Genomic DNA, 17168 nt, shown 5'->3' on the forward strand with positions numbered 1-17168 from the left:
AGGTTTTGGGGGGCGCCTTGCGGGGTGGTTGACGTTTATGGACGATCAACTGAAGCGCATTGCGCATTTGGAAAAGGAAAATTCGGATTTGCGCAGGCGTATCGAGGAGCTCGAGACGTCCGGAATCCCTTGTGCTTCAGATTGTGCATCGCTGAGCATTAGTGAACTGCGCTTCCGCTCCTTGTTCGAAGGCGCCAACGACGCCATTTTCACAATTGAAGATGGCCGTATTGTCGATTGCAATCTCAAGGCGCAGCAGATGCTGGGCTGCGAGAGAGAGCAGCTTTTACTTTCATCCACACACCAGCTTTCGCCGTCGGTGCAGCCTTGCGGCAAGTCCTCCCCGGCGCTTTTTTGTCAATATATGGAGCGGGCTCTGGAAGGAGAACCGCAGCGATTTGAATGGACGTTTTTGCGCCCCAGTACTGTTAATCCTGCCCGAAGAGAGCTGTTTGAGACAGAGATTTGTCTGAACAGAGTGGACCTGCCCCAAGGTCATGTGCTCCAGGCCATAGCCCGCGATATATCAGAGCGCAAACGCATGGAAAGGGCTCTGGCGGAATCGCTGGAGCGCCATCGCATTGTTGCCGAATATACGTACGACTGGGAAGTATGGCTTTCGCCCTTGGGAGAAGTGCTGTTCGTGAATCCTGCCTGTGAGCGCATTACAGGGCGGCCTGCCAGCTATTTTATGGAGCGGGGGATTTCCGGCATTCGCGAATGCCTGCACCCGGATGATCGTAAGGCCTGGCACAATCAGGTGAAGCAGGCGCCGGCAGCGGAAACGGGCAAGCTCGACCTGCGTATCATGGATACTTCCGGCCAGGAGCGTTGGATTTGCCAGGTCTGCACGTCGGTGCGCGGTGATGACGGCCGCTCCTTGGGAGTGCGGCTGAGCATGCGCGAAATCACCGAACGAAAGCGTGTGGAAAATCAGCTCCGGCATGAATCCCTGCATGACCCCCTTACCGGGCTGGCCAACAGAACCTTGTGTCTGGACCGCATTGCCCGTGTTCTGGACCGCAGCAGGCGGCGCTACAATTACCATTATTCCGTGCTTGTCATAGAGCTGGACCGGTACTCCCAAGTCAATGAAAGCCTTGGCCACCGCTACGGTGACATTTTTCTTGTTCAGGCGGCGTCGCGCATTTCGAGTATCGTCCGCAGCATTGATACGGTGTCGCGCTTCAGCATGGATTCCTTTGTCGTCATACTGGACGAGATGGAATCGCCCCGTGAGGCCATAAAAGTGGCCAAGCGTATCCGCGACATGATGCAGAAGCCCTTCCTGCTCAACGGACACGAGACCTTGACCGGCGTCAACATCGGCATAGTCATCAGTCCTGCGGAGTATCGTGAGCCCGAGGATCTGTTGCAAAATGCCTCCATTGCCATGCGACACGCACAAAAAACGGGACGCAACCGTTTCAAGGTTTTCAACCGTAAACTGTTGGAAATAGCGCTGCATAATCTCTCCCTGGAGAGCGATTTGCGCCGGGCTGTCAAAGCAGGGGAATTTTTCCTGACCTTCCAGCCTATCTTGTCGTTGACGGAAGGCATCCTCGTGGGGTTCGAGGCGCTGGTCCGCTGGCAACACCCCAAAGAAGGGCTTGTCACGCCGGATGTCTTCATTCCCATTGCCGAAGAGAGCGGCATTATTCTGGACCTGGGCGACTGGGTGCTGCAGGAGTCTTGCCGCACGATGGCGGACTGGCTTACCCAATGCGAGCTAGGCGAAGACATTGCAATTTCCGTGAACCTGTCGCCACGGCAATTGTCGCAGGCCTTGCTGGTGGAGCGAATAGAGGAGTTGCTTGATCTTTACAGCCTGCCGCCTAGCAGGCTGAAGCTGGAAATCACCGAGTCAACCATCATGGAGAACGCCGAAAGTGCGGTGGACAAGCTCAGCAAACTGCGCGCCCTCGGTATCCAGCTTTCCATAGATGATTTTGGCACTGGCTATTCTTCCATGAACCAGCTCAGTCGTTTTCCCCTCGACCATCTCAAGATAGATTTGAGTTTTGTGCAGCAAATGCACAGGGCGCCGGAGAATCTTGAAATCGTCAAAGCCATCGTGACACTGGCCCATAATCTGGGGCTGAAAGTGGTGGCCGAGGGAATAGAAGAGCTGGAACAGCATGGCGAGCTGTGCACTCTGAATTGCGAATACGGGCAGGGGTACCTTTTTTCCCGCCCTGTACGTGCTGATGACGCTCTGGCTTTCCTCAAATCTCTCCCTACCTGCCCAGAATCCAGATAATTTACGTTGAGCAGTTGACGTAAGCGCCGGTATTCGGGCAACAATGACACTTCTCGCAGCCTGTCAGCATTTGGTTGTGGCACCGATTTAGCAGCTTATAAGGCAGAATATGGATACGCAGCTTTACATCGTCATGGTTGGCTTGCCGGCCCGCGGCAAATCAATGGTCGCCAGAAAAATCATGGAGAACCTCGTCAAAGAGGAGATTCGGATTCAGGTTTTCAACAATGGTGACGTTCGCCGCAGACTGCTTCCGGAAAATACCTCCCATGCCGAATTTTACGATCCGGATAATACTGAGTGCGCGCGTCTTCGGGAGGAGATCGCCCTCGTCAATATTTACGAGGCAAAGAATTACCTGCGCGAAGGTGGGCAGGTGGCCATCCTCGACGCCACCAATGTCTCGCGCACACGGCGCAACAAACTCGCCTGCCACCTCACTGATCACCCCATTTTATTCATAGAATGTGTGAACAAGGATGAGGACCTCGTAGCCGCCAGCATCGGCCGCAAAACAAAGCTGTCCGAGTTTTCCCATCTGAGCCCGGAAAAGGCTTTTGAGAGCCTGCAGCAACGCATCCGTAACTATGAGCGGCGTTATGAGCCAATTGAGGATGAGAATGATCACATCATCCTTGATTCGTTGAATAACCGGATCATCAAGGAACGCGTTCGTGCAGTGCTGCCCTTTTATCCGCGCATCCGCGATATTGTCGTCTCGGACTGGGTAAAAAGTCTGTTTCTGGTGCGGCACGGGCAAAGTGATGACAATGTCATTTTACGCATCGGGGGCAACTCCGGGCTGACGCAAAAAGGTCAGGCCCAGGCACAGGCCCTGGCGCGTCATTTCATAGGTGTGAATATTCCCTACCTCTTTCGCAGCACCAAGCTCCGTACCATGCAAATGGCGCGCCCCTTGTTGGAGTCCAGGGACGATTGCCAGGAGATGGTGCTTGGTGAATTCGATGAGATCGACGCCGGTATTTGCGAGGGAATGACCTATCAGGAAATTCAGGAGAAAATGCCCGAAGAGTATGCAGCCCGCGGTCGCAACAAGTATGATTATGTGTATCCGGAAGGTGAAGGTTACAAAACCCTGCGGGGGCGTGTGCACCGAGGGCTGAAAAAGGCTCTCTATCTAAGCGGCAATGCGGAAAATATCATGATTGTAGGGCACCAGGCCGTCAATCGAATGATTCTTTCCCATTTTCTTTTCCGTAGAACAGAGGACGTTCCTTATATTTACATTCCACAGGATCAGTATTTTCACATTGTTTCGACCCAGACCAAGAAGCTCTTTGAGCTGAAGCCCTTTTCCGCATGGCGCCAGATTCCCTAGCATTGGCGGAGCTGAGTTCACGCGAAATTACTAGATACATTCTTGTATTCAAGTGGTTTAGGGGTTTGTTGCTATTTTCTTCCTGGTGTGGGAGGGAATCGTCCATGCACTAATTGTCTTCCAGCGATGCGCCGCGCCTATTGGTGTTAATCGTTTGGGGAGAGGATCAAAGAGGTTTCTTCATGCCGTCGCATTTTATCCAGTTTTTGCGCTCCGTTCGTATAGGCAAGCGCATTACACTGATGGTTTGCATAAATGCCCTGGTTGCTGCCGTCTTTTTCGGTATCGCCTGGTGGGCGCTGCAGCGCGTTGACCAGAGTCTTGAGGCTATGGAGCAACTCCGTAGTCAAAGCACGCGTGTGGAGAACATCAGTAAAAAAAGCATGCGTTTGATGTTGCTGGCAAGGCAACTGATGGACGCGCGCATTGGTGGACATACGTTTTCCCAGATAACTGTCTTTGGAAATGATCTGGAACGCATCATCCATCATGAAGCAAGCCTGGACCCCACCATGGAAGAGGAGACAACTCTTCTGCTCCAGGAGCTGAACATGTTTCAGGATGGCGCATGGGAGTTGTTTTCCCTGCAGAAAAAACAATCCGAAGAATTTCGCAACATTCTTGACCTGGGTGAGACCGTGGGGGGCTACCTGGCCATGGTTAACGCCAATGCCTGGGGGACGGGCTATTATGAAATCATGCCGGAGCTCGGGAAAATCGGCGGTTGGATGGCCAAATTGGTGGCATCCGCAAACCGCTATTATTTCTCGGGAGAAGATTCCCAGGATGCGACTGATTATGTGGAGGCTTTGATCGACTACCTGCCCCCCCTTGCGCGACGTTCCGGTAATGAACTGCGCAGTCGGTATCTGCTGCAGTCGGCTGCACTCCTGCAAGAATACAGGAATGGCTTGCTCAACCTTATCGAAGGCAAGGAGCGTGAAAAAAAGCTGGCTGTCACCAAGCTCAATGAGCCGCAGGCGCAGATTCAAAGAATCATCAACGGCATGCTCACGACCATTGCCTTCAATGAACGTGAAGCATCGAGCAATTTTCGCAACGAACTCAGACGGGTTGCTGTGGTCGGCATGGGCTTGATCGGCATCCTGCTGCTTATGAGCCTGCTGCTTTCATGGGCCATTGGCTATTCAATCACCGCGCCCCTTGCCGTACTGCACAGGGCGGTGCGGGCCCAGGCGGCAGGGCGCACCGTTTCTGTCATGCCGGAAGGGGGGGATGACGAATTGAGCGCCCTTGCCGGCACGGTGCGCAAGGTCGGGGATTTGCAAGCAGAAAAGGATCAGCTCATTGGCGATCTACGCCAGGCACAGGACCAGGTGCAAAAGACATTGGCGCAAATCAGAACGCTTTTGGATAACAGCGGGCAAGGGGTGCTTTCTTTTGGCGAGGATTTGATCGTGGACCCTGCTTATAGCCGCGAAAGCCTGCTCATTTTCGATCGTGACGATATTACCGGTTTACCTGCGCCCGAACTGCTGTGCCCCCAGGATGCCAGCGCCAGGCAGCGCATGATTACCAATCTGCAGCGTGTCTGCAGGGAGGAGGATGCCTTCAGGCGTGATCTGCTGCTTTCCCTCATGCCAAAGGAAGTTGTTCTTGGCGAAAAGGTTGTGGAGGTGCAGTACCGCCCCTTGGATGCGGGAAAAATGATGTTGCTGCTCACTGACATCACCGAGGAACGCCAGTTGGCGGATGCTGTGCAAATGGAAAGCCGGCGGCTGGCTCTGGTTGTGGGGGCCGTCACCAACCGGGAAGAAATGCTCGATGTCATGGACGATTTTCGTTTGTTCATGGAGGAGGTTGAAAACGGACAACTTTCTTCAGGCGGGAGCGGCAAGACAGAGACGGGAGCCCTGGCAGCCCGCGCCTTTAGGCTGATACACACGTACAAGGGACTGTTCGCGCTCATGGACTGCATTCATCTGCCCCTTGCGCTGCAGGATGCGGAAGACCGTTTGGCTGACATTTGTAAAAGTTTTGAATCGCTGGAAGGGGGAAACGCCCCTGATGTGGAAAGCGAACGCCGCCGGGTGGGAGAGGCGCTTACGCCTCATGAATTGCTGCAGGCATTGGACGATGATCTGCAGGTCATACGCAATACGCTTGGAGGCGAATTTCTCGAATCCAGGGGGGAAGTCATTCTCTCCGAACCGCGTGTTCAGGCCTTGCTGGCTTTCGCCAGGGAAGCGGGATGCATTCTTGATGGAACTGAAAACCACAAAATTCAGGAAGGACTCAGAATTTTGCGGGACCTGCGGCATGTGGAGTTACGGCGTCTTTTGGGAAGATACCCCCGCATGTCCCTGCAGCTTGCCGAGCGTTTGGAAAAGGAAATCGTTCCTTTTGAGATCGAAACGCACGGAGAGAGCCCCCTTGTTGATCCGCTGCGACTCATGCCTTTTGTACGCAGTCTGGTGCACGTTTTTCGTAATGCCGTGGACCATGGCATTGAAACGCGTGAGCAAAGGCTCGAGGTCGGTAAGCCCGAAGCAGGGCAGGTTACCTGCAGTGTGCGAGAAGATGCGGCGGGGTCGCTGTTCATAGAAATCCAGGATGACGGCATGGGCCTGGATCTTGTGGCATTGGCTGCACGCGCCAGGGAAATGGGACTTGCGCCGGAGACGGTCGAAGCCGGTATGCGCGAGCCTGAAAAGCTGGTCTTTGCCCAGGGGCTTTCCACCACCGCATACCAGGCGGCAGGGGAGCAGCAGGCCTGCGAAGATGGCGCCGGGACTGATGCCAAGGAGAGACGCGAATCGGTTTCGGGACGCGGAGTGGGTATGGCTGCGGTCAAGGTGGAACTCGATAAACTTGGCGGAAAAGTGTTTATCGACAATAAACCCGGCTTTGGGGTAAGCTTCTTATTTGAAATTCCCAGGGCTGTTGATGGTAAAGGAGACGCATATGGGACTCAGGGTTGACGTCAAACGGCTGATAGACGCTGTAACCAACCGCTGCGTTGACTATCTGCACGAAGAGTCTGGAGTAGAAGTCAAAGGGATGGAATATAACCTCCAGGAAGTTAAATCCTTGACTTTACGCTACCTTACATCTCTGGTTGCAGTCGGGGGCAATCTGGGGCTCTATATCGCCTTTAGTTTTGATGAAGCGGTCATTATGCATCTGTTTAAGTCCTTTACTGAAGAACTAGACCTCGGTAATGAGTATGACGAATCACTTGTTGACGAGGCCGCCGGTGAGATCATCAACACCATCATCGGTAATGCGCTGGCGGATGTTCCTGCGACGGGAGGGGTCATATCCCTTACACCGCCAGTTGTTCTGGGCGAAGCAAAGAGCATAGTCAGACATAGGGATGCTTATTTTTATACTGCTGAAATCAAGACCGGTATCGGCAGCATGAGTGTCATGTGCATAGGCCCGGAAAAACTGTTTGAATCCGATCTGCAATACAAGGAGGCCTAAATGGCGAAGCTGAGAATCCTCATCGTGGATGATTCCGCCATCGTGGCCATGAAGCTGAAAAAGATACTTGAAGACCTTGGCCACGAGGTTGTGGATGTCGCCAAGACGGGAAAGCAGGCTCTTGAAGCCTTTGAGGAGAGCAAGCCCGACCTGGTTACCATGGACATCACCATGCCGGACATGGACGGTATAGAAGCCACGCGTAAAATACTTGAGATCAGTCCAAATGCCTTGATCATCATGATTACCTCCCACGGGCAGGAACAAATGGTAATGGACGCCATTGATGCAGGGGCAAAAGGCTATGAGCTCAAGCCTTTCAGCAGTGATAAGCTGGAAGAGCATTTGGACAAGGTCATCAAGCAATATAGGTCATGACTGTGTTTTTTAACGAAGACTACATGGTAGAGACGTTTTTTGACGTCATTCCCTTCAATATCTACGTCGTGGATGTGAAGACCTATCGGCTCATCTTTTTGAATCGGTTTGCCAAGAGCATGTTCGGTGATTTGAAGGGGCAGACGTGCTATTCTGCGCTCTATGAAGAAGAATCACCCTGTTTTCATTGCAAGTTCAAGGAACTGCTCGGGGAAGATGGTCTGCCCAATGGCAACTCGGCCGTGTACGAGCATTTCAACCCCATGGACGACCATTGGTACCAGATGCAGGACAAGGCATTGCACTGGCCCAGCGGCAACGTGGTCATGTGCTCCATTGCAGTGGATATTTCCGAATTGAAAGCCACGCAGAATCAGCTTGCAGAAGCGCACGCCCAGCTCGCCCTCAAAAACAAGGAACTGGAAGCACTTTCCATAACGGACAGGCTCACCGGCGTCTTCAACCGTCTCAAGCTGGAAGATGTTTTTGACCAGGAGGCCAGACGCAGGGCGCGTTACGGCCATACGTTTTCGGTAATCATCATGGATATCGATGAATTCAAAAAGGTGAACGACAAGCACGGGCATCCTGTTGGCGATACTGTTCTGTGTGAGACGGCCAGACTGCTTACGGACAACATACGCGCCACAGATGTTCTGGGACGTTGGGGGGGCGAAGAATTCATCATTGTGTGTCCTGAAACGAATGCACAAGGCGCAGTCAACCTGGCCGAAAATTTACGCAAAAAAATGGCAACCCATGCCTTCACCGGCGTGGAGCCCATTTCCGGCAGTTTTGGCGTGGCTGAACATTTTGAGAACGAGACGGTCACAGACCTCATACGCAGAGCTGACAAGGCCTTGTACAAGGCAAAAGATGCAGGGCGGAACAAAGTCGAAGTGCTTTGAACCTTGCCTCAGAAAAAACAAAAACGCCCCGGTGCAGCCATGTTGCGCCGGGGCGTTATATTTTGAAGCGTGGTGGGGTTATTAGCCGCCCTGCAGGAGTTGCATGGCCATCCGCGGCAGGGAATTCGCCTGCGCCAGCATGGCCACGGCCGACTGCGTAAGAATCTGGTTGCGCACGAATTCGGTCATCTCGGTGGAGACATCCACGTCCGAGATGCGGGATTCCGCAGCCTGCAGGTTTTCCGCCTGGATGGAAAGGTTGGTGATGGTGTTTTCCAGACGGTTTTGCAGCGCGCCCAGTGAGGCGCGGATTTTGTCCTTGGATATGATGGCGTTGTGAATGGCGTCCAGGGCTTCCTGCGCAGCCTGCTGGGTGGATATTGTGCTGCCGGGACGGTTGCCCGCGCCAGTGCCAAGGCCGAAAGAAGATGCCGTGGAGGAATCGATTTGTATGTAATAGTAGTCTTCTGCTGAGTCATTGGAGGTGCCGAAGTGGACCTTCAGCATACCTGTGGACTCCAGGCCCGAACCGTCATGCGCCCCTGAAAGCGTACCGTCCAGAAGATGGACCCCGTTGAAGTCCGTGCCATTGGCGATACGTGTGATTTCCGAAGCCATTGCCTGATATTCGGAGTCGATCATCAGACGTTGGTCGGAGTTATAGGTGCCGGTGGCGGCCTGTTCTGCGAGTTCCTGCATGCGGATGAGCTTTTCATCGATGACCTGCAGCGCGCCATCTGCGGTTTGAATCAGCGAAATGGCGTCGTTGGCGTTGCGCACCCCTTGGTTGAGGGTGGTGATGTCGGCGCGCATGAGTTCGCGAATGGCAAGCCCTGCAGCATCGTCCGCCGCACTGTTGACGCGCAGGCCCGTGGAGAGCCGGCGTACAGAGTTGCCCAGGTCTCCGTACGCTGATTGCAGGTTTCTCGCTGCGGTCATGGACATGAGGTTATGATTGATGACGAGCGACATGGTGTACTCCGATTATGTCTGGCTGCTGGCGCCGTTTCTGGTCGTGATTCCTGTCAGACAGGTGCGGTGCCTGACAGGGAATTTTCTTCCCCCGGTTCTAGTCACACAAAGAGGGTAGCAAGTTGCATACCAACCCTTTGTGGGAAGAAATGGCTCGCCACCATAGCCTTTCCTTGTAAAAATCGTACACGATATCCCATGGATAACGAATATGGGATGGGGTAGTTTATAATGGGGCGCCGTTGGATACTTGACGAAAGCAGCCCTGCGAGATAGGGCGTAGTCAGTTCATTGAGCATTTCTTCGCGTGACTGGCGAGCAAGCGTGGAATTGACCACGGTGAAGCGCGATGATCTCCTGCCGTTCGCCTGGGCAGCAACTCTATGTTGCAGACTCCAACCCTTTTCACACTATGAAAAGGACGCCACGGAGGCCCTATGCGATCATTTTGTGACCTGCTGCAAAAAAACGACCCTCTTGTTTACGATACCCTTGTTGGCGAGCAACAACGCCAGCGCGATGGTATCGAGCTGATTCCTTCCGAGAATTACACCTACCCCGAAGTGTTGTGTCTGCTCGGCAGCGTATTCACCAACAAATACTCTGAAGGCTATCCCGGCCGGCGCTACTACGGGGGGCAAACGTTCACTGACAAGGTTGAAAACATTGCGCGTGAACGGGCCTGTGCAGTCTTTGGCTGCGAGCACGCCAACGTGCAGCCGCTTTCCGGTTCGCCCATGAACCAGGCCGTCTATCTGGGATTGCTTGAACCCGGCGATACCATCCTGGCCATGGACCTCTCGCACGGAGGGCACCTCACCCACGGCGCGCCTGTTTCACACATGGGCAAGCTTTTTCGTTTTGTGCGCTACACCACCAATCCTGAGGACGGCTCCATAGATTATGACGCGGTCCTGGCCATGGCTAAAAAGGAAAAACCAAAGCTGGTGTTGTGCGGGTACACCTCCTACCCGCGCGATCTCGATTACGCGGCCTTCAAGCGCGTGGCCGATGCCGTTGGCGCGCTGACCATGACCGATGCCTCGCATTATGGCGGGCTTGTCGCTGGCAAGGCCATGGCGAACCCCTTTGACTACGGGTTCGACATCGTAACCACCACTTCCCACAAATCCTTACGCGGCCCGCGCGGCGGCATGGTGCTGTGCCGCAAGGAATTGGCCGCTGCGATCGACAAGTCTGTTTTTCCTGGGTTGCAGGGCGGGCCGCACATGAACGTCATTGCCGCCATAGCCGTGACCATGGAAAAAGCCAGGTCAGAGGCTTTCCAGAACTACGCGCAACAAGTGCTTGATAACGCCAAGGCCATGGCGGGGGCTTTTCTGGAAAGGGGAGCGCAGCTTGTTACCGGGGGCACCGACAACCACATGCTGGTGCTCGATACCAGCAAGAGTTTCGGCCTGGATGGCAGGGTGGCGGAGGAGTTGTTGGATGAAGCCGGTATCACCACCAACAAGCAGATCATTCCGGACGATCCCAATCCGCCCCTGCGGCCCAGTGGCATACGTATCGGCACGCCAGCCGCGACGACCAGGGGCATGCAGGAAGGCGACATGGTGCGCCTGGCAAACTGGATGTCGGATATCCTGGCCTCACCAGAGGACGCGACACTGCGGCGCCAGATCAGAGAAAACGTGCGTGAACTGTGCAGCGCTTACCCTGTTCCGGGCATAGCAGAAGACTCAGAACTGTAGCGGATTAGGAAAATAGCAGAAGCCTCCCGTGCCTGATGTCAGGCACGGGAGGCCAGGGATAGCATGAGAAAGATGGAAGCCTGCTCAGCAAGCCTTGCGACGGGGAAAGCAGGCGTCCGGGTTTTTACCGGAACGCAGAGCGTCGTCGATCAGGTCTTGCAAAGTAATGGAATCCAGCTTGTCGTACATTGCCTGGCTAGCTTCGAGCCAGACACGACGGGTGTAGCAATCACCAGTGATGGGACAGCAGTCAGGCTCTTTGACGCAGCGGGTCAGGGACAACTCATCCTCGAAAAGCCGCACCAGTTCACCAACCGTGATCTGCCTGGGTTCCACGTCGAGCATGTGCCCGCCTTTGGGGCCACGTTTGCTCTTGATAAATTTGCCCTTTTTAAGAGGGCGAATGAGCTTTTCCAGATACTTGACGGAAACGCCCTGCCGTTTGGAAATGTCTTTGATGCGAACGGGACCGTCTTGTCCGTTCATTGCTATATCCAGCAGCATGCGTGTGCCGTATCTGCTTCTGGTGGATAGCTTCATGCAGCCCTCCTTGAGTAAAACCGGGTGCGCAAATGTGATTTGGTTTGATCAGGCGCAACCACAGTCAAAGTCTAATTGTACTGCCATGGTATCAATTGTAAGAAATTCGGGCGGGGACAGGATTGGCGTCGCCGTCCAGCGCGACATAACCATACTTGTTTGGGTGGAAATGTCAAGCACTTGCCCGAAAAGTCCAGCGGATGCAATAGCATCGGACACTATAGTAAAAGAACTGTGCGTTGATTGTGTCCTTTCGGGAAGTTCCCTAGCAGATTGTGAAATAAAATACCAGCCATTTTCAGAGGGGAATGTCCGGTGTATGTAAGGGCTCTCAATGCCGGTTGCCGCTTGGTAAGTTGTCACGTATAGGGAGTATCCCCGAGAGGATACACTGGTGAAATTCAGTTCTTATGTATTCGATATACAAGATAAAGGGATGAAGAATGTCCAGTCAGAGCAGCTACGAGTATTACCGCGACGATTTGAGCAAAATGCCGCCTTTGCGCGCTATCGCCGAGACATTGCTCGCAAATAGGCGCATCAGGACCGTCAGTGCGGCCGAAGCCTATGAACTGGCTATGCAGCAGGGAGATGTGCAGGAAACCGATTTGGAGATATATGCTCCTGCTGCAGCGCGGCTCGGTCTGCCGCAGGGCGCCAAGGTCCTCAATAATTGTCATGGCAAAATAATTGGGCGCACTGCCCAGGCCAGGCGGTTCTATAATCACCTCAGACAGTCTGAGCGCGTGAAGGTGCTGGGTGACCTGCGCGAGGCGGTATACGACCTGCAACTGCGCCCTTTGATCAAGGCGCATGGCGTTGTTGGCCTGGATAAGGACCTGATGCTCAAGGCAACGATCATCGGGGGGGAAGATGATGCATGCAACATCTTCAACTGGCTGGTAAATTTCACTCCCTTTGAAGAGCTGGCCGAAGAGTACGCCAATAGCGCCAGCCTTCCGATTCAGGATATCATCATCATCGGCGACAATCAGTGGCGCAACGACGACCCCTATTATCACAATCAAGGGGCACCGCAGCTTGCCTTGGTGGACGAAGCCGCCAATGTCATCTTCAATTTTGGTATGCGATATTTTGGGGAGCGCAAAAAAGGCACGCTTACGTTGGCATGGACCTCTGGCATCCGGGTGGGAATGGTTGCCTGCCATGGTGGTGTGAAGGAAATGGATTTCAGCGGAAGTCAGGATGCGAGCGCCCGCACCTTGGGCAAGCGCTCCATAGCCTTTTTCGGTCTTTCCGGCACTGGCAAGTCTTCACACACCAACTCCCATGACAACAACGGTACGTTGCCCGCCGGAGTGGAGAAGGTGGTGTTGCACGACGACGCCTTCCAGATCGACTGCGAGCAGAAGATTTGCCGCGTGTGGGAGCCTACGCTTTTTGACAAGACAGACTCGCGCCCCTTGGGGCATGGGGATTGGAAATATCTGATAGCCGCCATGAACCATGGCTGTATCGAAGTGGACGGCAAGGTGATGCCCTTGGGGCAGGATGTGCGCAATCCCAACGGCCGAGCTCTTTTTGACCGGGATTTGCTGGGCACGTACGTGAACCGTTGCGCGTTTCCGGACATCATGTGCTGGCTTTCTAAGGATACCTGCCTGCCCCCGATCATGCGCTTTTCTGATCCGGTGCTGGCAGTGGCCATGGGCGCATCGCTGATGACACAGCGCAATCGCGCTGAGAACGTGTCCGAAGAGGAGTTGAACAAGCTGGTCTTCGTGCCATTCGCCAATCCTTTCCGGGTTTATGAACTTTGGAAGGACGTGGAGGCTTTTCTCAAGGTCTTTGAACACGGCGCTGCGGGACACTGTTTCAATTCCGTAGGATTCTGGCGCAATTCGGCGGAAGACATCAACCGCATTCCGCTGCAGACATCCCTGACGCTGCAGACCGCCGTGCTTATGGACTCTCTGGAATGGGAGGAGTGGGCCTTGCTGCCTGGCGCAATGGTGCCGACAGCCGCCAGTGTGGACGAGATTTTGCCAGGGTTCAGCAAAACCTACGCCCCTGCAAAGGTTGGGAATCCTGAAGCGTTTGTTGCACTGATGCAGGAGCGGTTCAGGCAACGCAGACGTTTTCTTGAAAGCACGGAACTGGTGGAAAAGCCGGAATTGTTGGCGCGGCTGGTAAAAAGCCTGACCGTGAAAGCCTAGGGAGTATCGAGGTGCGCAACGTGCTTCTGGCGCTTCTTCTTGTGGCGGGCTGTGTGCTCATGCCCTTGAGGTGCGCAAACGCCGGAATAATCCGGAATACCGATAAGAAAGAGTACAAGTATACCATTCATTGGGAAGACTTGAGCAAGCCGGAAACCTTTTCACTGGGCCCTGGTGAAACCCAGGGGTTTGATGAGCGCAAGGCAACCATTGTATTGCAAGGGCATAAGGACAATATTTATGTCCGTCCAGGAGAAACCATTCTCATAATTAACGGTGTGATGCGCATAGAAGGGGATCCTGCCGCAAATCATTGATGTACAATGCCTTATAATTTTCTTCGCACCAGTGCTGCACGCTTGCAAATTCGTGTAAAAAATACGCTAAGACCTCGTTTTTTCTGGAAGCATCTCCTTGACACCATGTTTGCGGGCGGGTAATATTATATTGCACGCTAGAGTATGGTGGGAGTGTACTATGTGCTATGCAGCAGAAAATGCTGGCATGGCAATGGGTTGAAAGGAACTATTCTGAGCGATGCGCACGGTCCCTTTGGGAACGAATCGCACCAAAATGCGCATGAACGCCGAAAGCCGTATTGTTCCTTTGCCCTGAACGCCTGTAGTCCCCACCAAAAAAGTGAATAAATACTCCGGTGATTACCGGGGTTTTTTGCCAAGCCTGGCCAACACGGCCTGCTGCAAGGATGCCGCCATGAGAAAGATCGCGATGCGCCTGACGAGCCGTTCATCCGTCATCGTCGCCCTCTGCTCTTATTTATTTATCATGTTGCTGAACGCCGCAGCTCCGGTGCAGGCGTCTCCTGTTCCGTTGCTCCAATCAGAGCGTGATTCCGTTTGGGAATCCGCCTGGGAAACGGCCTGGCAAATCGCCTGGGAAACACCAGCCGACTTTACGGTGGAGTTCTCTGGTGATGTGCAGGGCAACGCCCCCCTTGAACTGGTGCTGGATTATTCCGGCGCTGATGCGCAACTGGAAGCCATGGAGTTTTCTTGGGGGGCGCCCCAGTTTGATGTTGCTGCTGCGGAAACTGCTGCCGTTGCTACCGCGCCGGTTACCGCCAGCTTTGGAATCCCCTGGGCGGAAGAACGCAGCTTTCATGACGAACTGCGTATCGGCAAGTTGTTTGTGGAAACCACTCCTGCCAATGCTGTGGTGCGTTTGCTCAATGCTGACAAAGGCTTCAGCCAGGGAATGGACCTTAGCCCCGGGCAATATGTCCTTGAAGTGGCAAGCACGGGATATGCTTCTCAGGTGCGGCGTGTGGAAATTGTTGAAGGCATGGCCGCAACCGTCCGTCTGGACCTGATCAAGGCCGATTCCGGGGCTGTCGCTTCTGGAACGGGTGCCGGCGCTGCAGCGGCCCCGATGCGTGAAGACGCCGCCACCAGTGACCAATTGGCCAAGAACCTTGCCACACCCGGCTATACACCGCAGGAAGCCCGCCCCGCCGCCCAACAGCTTCTGGCGCACACGGCTGCGCCGACAGTTGAAGTCGGGCTTGCCCTTGCCAGTCCCGCCACGGCGCATTTCAAGCAGCAGCCTGCCCCGGGGGATGGGACCCTGACGGTGACCACCGAGCCCGCTGGAGCACAGGTTCGCGTTCTGCGTATCAAGCCAAAATATTCGCCGGGCATGTCGCTTGAGCCTGGTGTCTACACCATCGATGCCCAACTTTTCGGCTACAGCACCATTCGTCGTGAAGTGGAGGTGCTTCCGGGTGAAGAAACTTCCCTGCACCTGTCCATGGAAGAGGCGCCCATTGGCCGATTGTTTGTAAAGACCACCCCAGAAAATGCGTATGTCCGTGTGCTGAACATCAAGCCTCGCTTCGAGCAAGGCATGGATCTGCCTGCTGGCAGCTACGTGGTCGACGCCCATGTTTCCGGGTATGAGACCAAGACCCTGAAGGTTGAGGTTTCCGGGAACAAGGACAACGTTCTGGAAATGAACCTCGACCAGGTGAAGCCCACCGGCAAGCTGTTTGTGGATACCCAACCCAACGACGCCATCGTCCGGGTTCTGGGAATTCTGCCCACGTTTCATCAGGGGATTGAACTGGCTGAAGGCACGTACACCATCGACGCCACCATAGACAACAGCAACACCGTAGCGATGCAGGTGGAAATTAAAGCCGGCCAGGACAACCGCTACAGCGTGCAGTTGCCGCCATCCCAGACCACGGGACGTTTGTTCGTGAAAACCGAGCCTGCCGACGCCACAGTGCGGGTGCTCGACATTTGGCCCACCTTTGAGCAGGGCATGGTATTGGAATCCGGCGAGTACACCCTCGAAATTTCCAAGGAAGGCTACGAAACGGCGGTTCGCCATATTGCTGTGCTGCCGGAACGTGACACTACGGTTTCTCTGTCCCTTGGTGAGCGTCCGAGTGTTGCAGCAGCAGCGGAGGATGTTGTTTTGAATCGGGCTCCCAAGGCCCCAAAGATGATCCCTGTGGCCATGCACGAGCCGGAAGCCGTAGCGCCCATAGCTCAGGAACCTGTATCTGCAAGCGAACCTGCAGCTCCGATCGTGCATTCGGATATGCAGGCAGCAAAGGCCGAGCCTGTAGTCGAAACACCGGTGCAAGAGCAGGAAGTGGTAGAACAGCCTGTTGCTGTGCCGGCCAGGCAGAATATTGAATTCATCATGGGGCAGCCGGACGTTTTCCCCGTTTCGCAATCTTCCGCCGCAGAATTCGGTGTAGATGTGCAGACCACCGACTCTCCGGTTGTTTCCCTGGATACTGGCGACCCGGCCCCTGAACTTCGGGTGGCGGTTCCTGCCTCGCTTCCGCAAGTTGCACAGTCCGTATCCGAAACAGGACTGGCAGCTGGCAGTGAGACCAAGATGGTAGAAACTGCTTCCGTTGACCAGAGTAAAGTTGCCAGCGTTGATGCCGGCAAGGAAACGCTAGAAATTGCCAACGACATTCCGGAACGTATGCCGGAAACAAATATTCCCTCTGTGGCGGATGCTTCTGCCGGCGCGCCCACGCAAGATGCTTCGCTTACCAAAGAAGCTTCAGACGGCATGGTTTTCAAGGAAGATTCCAGCGAGGCGAATATTCGCGCCTTTGACATCGATGTGTACCTGACCATGGCCAATCTGGCGCTCAATGCCGGTGATTACCTCGGCGCTGTGGAATCCGCCAACCATGTGCTCAAGCTTGATGCTGGCAATGCACAGGCGTGCAGCATTATGGGGAAGGCCTATCTGAACCTTGCTCAGTATGAAGACGCCAAGCATTATGTGGACAAGGGGCTGGAGAACGCCCCCGGCAATGCACAGCTGCAAAGTGTCCGCCAGGAGATCGTCCAGGCCTTACAAAGCCGCGGCGGTGAGAGCCATGAAGGGAGCCAGGCAAAGAACAAGGCTCCTGTTCAGGGTGGCGCGAAAAAGAACTGAGCCCAC

General features: G+C 54.5%; 12 protein-coding genes and 1 riboswitch. Of the genes, 10 read left to right on the plus strand and 2 right to left on the minus strand.

The window, feature by feature from the left end; all coding sequences use genetic code 11:
- Nucleotides 1-37: 37 nt before the first annotated feature.
- The 6 genes from ACZ5EH_RS12195 to ACZ5EH_RS12220 all read left to right on the plus strand — a co-directional run bounded on the left by ACZ5EH_RS12195 (nt 38) and on the right by ACZ5EH_RS12220 (nt 8332).
- Entirely contained in the window at nt 38-2260 is a 2223-nt protein-coding gene (locus ACZ5EH_RS12195) for a sensor domain-containing protein (RefSeq protein ID WP_464274156.1), read from the plus strand.
- Nucleotides 2261-2369: 109 nt separating this feature from the next.
- Nucleotides 2370-3599 (plus strand): bifunctional nucleoside/nucleotide kinase/histidine phosphatase family protein, encoded by a 1230-nt coding sequence (locus ACZ5EH_RS12200; protein ID WP_464274157.1) that lies wholly within the window; start codon nt 2370-2372, stop codon nt 3597-3599.
- A gap of 182 nt (nt 3600-3781) precedes the next feature.
- Entirely contained in the window at nt 3782-6541 is a 2760-nt protein-coding gene (locus ACZ5EH_RS12205) for an ATP-binding protein (RefSeq protein WP_464274158.1), read from the plus strand.
- Nucleotides 6525-7046, plus strand: a complete 522-nt coding sequence (locus ACZ5EH_RS12210; protein ID WP_464274159.1) for a chemotaxis protein CheX — start codon at nt 6525-6527, stop codon at nt 7044-7046. Before ACZ5EH_RS12205 ends, ACZ5EH_RS12210 begins: the two co-directional genes overlap by 17 nt.
- A complete protein-coding gene (locus ACZ5EH_RS12215) occupies nt 7047-7424 on the plus strand; it encodes a response regulator (protein WP_464274160.1) in 378 nt (125 codons plus the stop codon).
- Nucleotides 7421-8332, plus strand: coding sequence for a sensor domain-containing diguanylate cyclase (locus ACZ5EH_RS12220; RefSeq protein ID WP_464274161.1), 912 nt, complete (start codon nt 7421-7423; stop codon nt 8330-8332). The genes ACZ5EH_RS12215 and ACZ5EH_RS12220 overlap by 4 nt, the downstream gene beginning before the upstream one ends.
- An 81-nt stretch (nt 8333-8413) precedes the next feature.
- Here the strand turns inward: ACZ5EH_RS12220 and ACZ5EH_RS12225 are convergent, their stop codons facing one another.
- On the minus strand, nt 8414-9304 hold the full coding sequence (locus ACZ5EH_RS12225) for a flagellin N-terminal helical domain-containing protein (protein WP_464274162.1): 891 nt from the start codon (nt 9302-9304) through the stop codon (nt 8414-8416).
- A 297-nt stretch (nt 9305-9601) separates the two neighbouring features.
- Nucleotides 9602-9685, plus strand: a riboswitch (ZMP/ZTP riboswitch).
- Between the two features lie 56 nt (nt 9686-9741).
- Between ACZ5EH_RS12225 and ACZ5EH_RS12230 the strand changes: the two genes are divergently transcribed.
- Entirely contained in the window at nt 9742-11016 is a 1275-nt protein-coding gene (locus ACZ5EH_RS12230; protein ID WP_464274163.1) for a serine hydroxymethyltransferase, read from the plus strand.
- A gap of 84 nt (nt 11017-11100) precedes the next feature.
- On the opposite strand, the gene ACZ5EH_RS12235 is transcribed toward ACZ5EH_RS12230, so the two are convergent.
- On the minus strand, nt 11101-11556 hold the full coding sequence (locus ACZ5EH_RS12235; RefSeq protein WP_464274164.1) for an RrF2 family transcriptional regulator: 456 nt from the start codon (nt 11554-11556) through the stop codon (nt 11101-11103).
- A 443-nt stretch (nt 11557-11999) separates the two neighbouring features.
- On the opposite strand from ACZ5EH_RS12235, the gene ACZ5EH_RS12240 reads away from it, so the two are divergent.
- The 3 genes from ACZ5EH_RS12240 to ACZ5EH_RS12250 all read left to right on the plus strand — a co-directional run bounded on the left by ACZ5EH_RS12240 (nt 12000) and on the right by ACZ5EH_RS12250 (nt 17162).
- Nucleotides 12000-13733, plus strand: a complete 1734-nt coding sequence (locus tag ACZ5EH_RS12240) for a phosphoenolpyruvate carboxykinase (ATP) (protein WP_464274165.1) — start codon at nt 12000-12002, stop codon at nt 13731-13733.
- Nucleotides 13734-13744: 11 nt separating this feature from the next.
- Nucleotides 13745-14050 (plus strand): hypothetical protein, encoded by a 306-nt coding sequence (locus ACZ5EH_RS12245; RefSeq protein ID WP_464274166.1) that lies wholly within the window; start codon nt 13745-13747, stop codon nt 14048-14050.
- 397 nt (nt 14051-14447) lie between these two features.
- Entirely contained in the window at nt 14448-17162 is a 2715-nt protein-coding gene (locus ACZ5EH_RS12250; RefSeq protein ID WP_464274167.1) for a PEGA domain-containing protein, read from the plus strand.
- The last annotated feature ends 6 nt before the right edge of the window (nt 17163-17168 follow it).

This window comes from Desulfovibrio biadhensis (genome assembly GCF_055388615.1).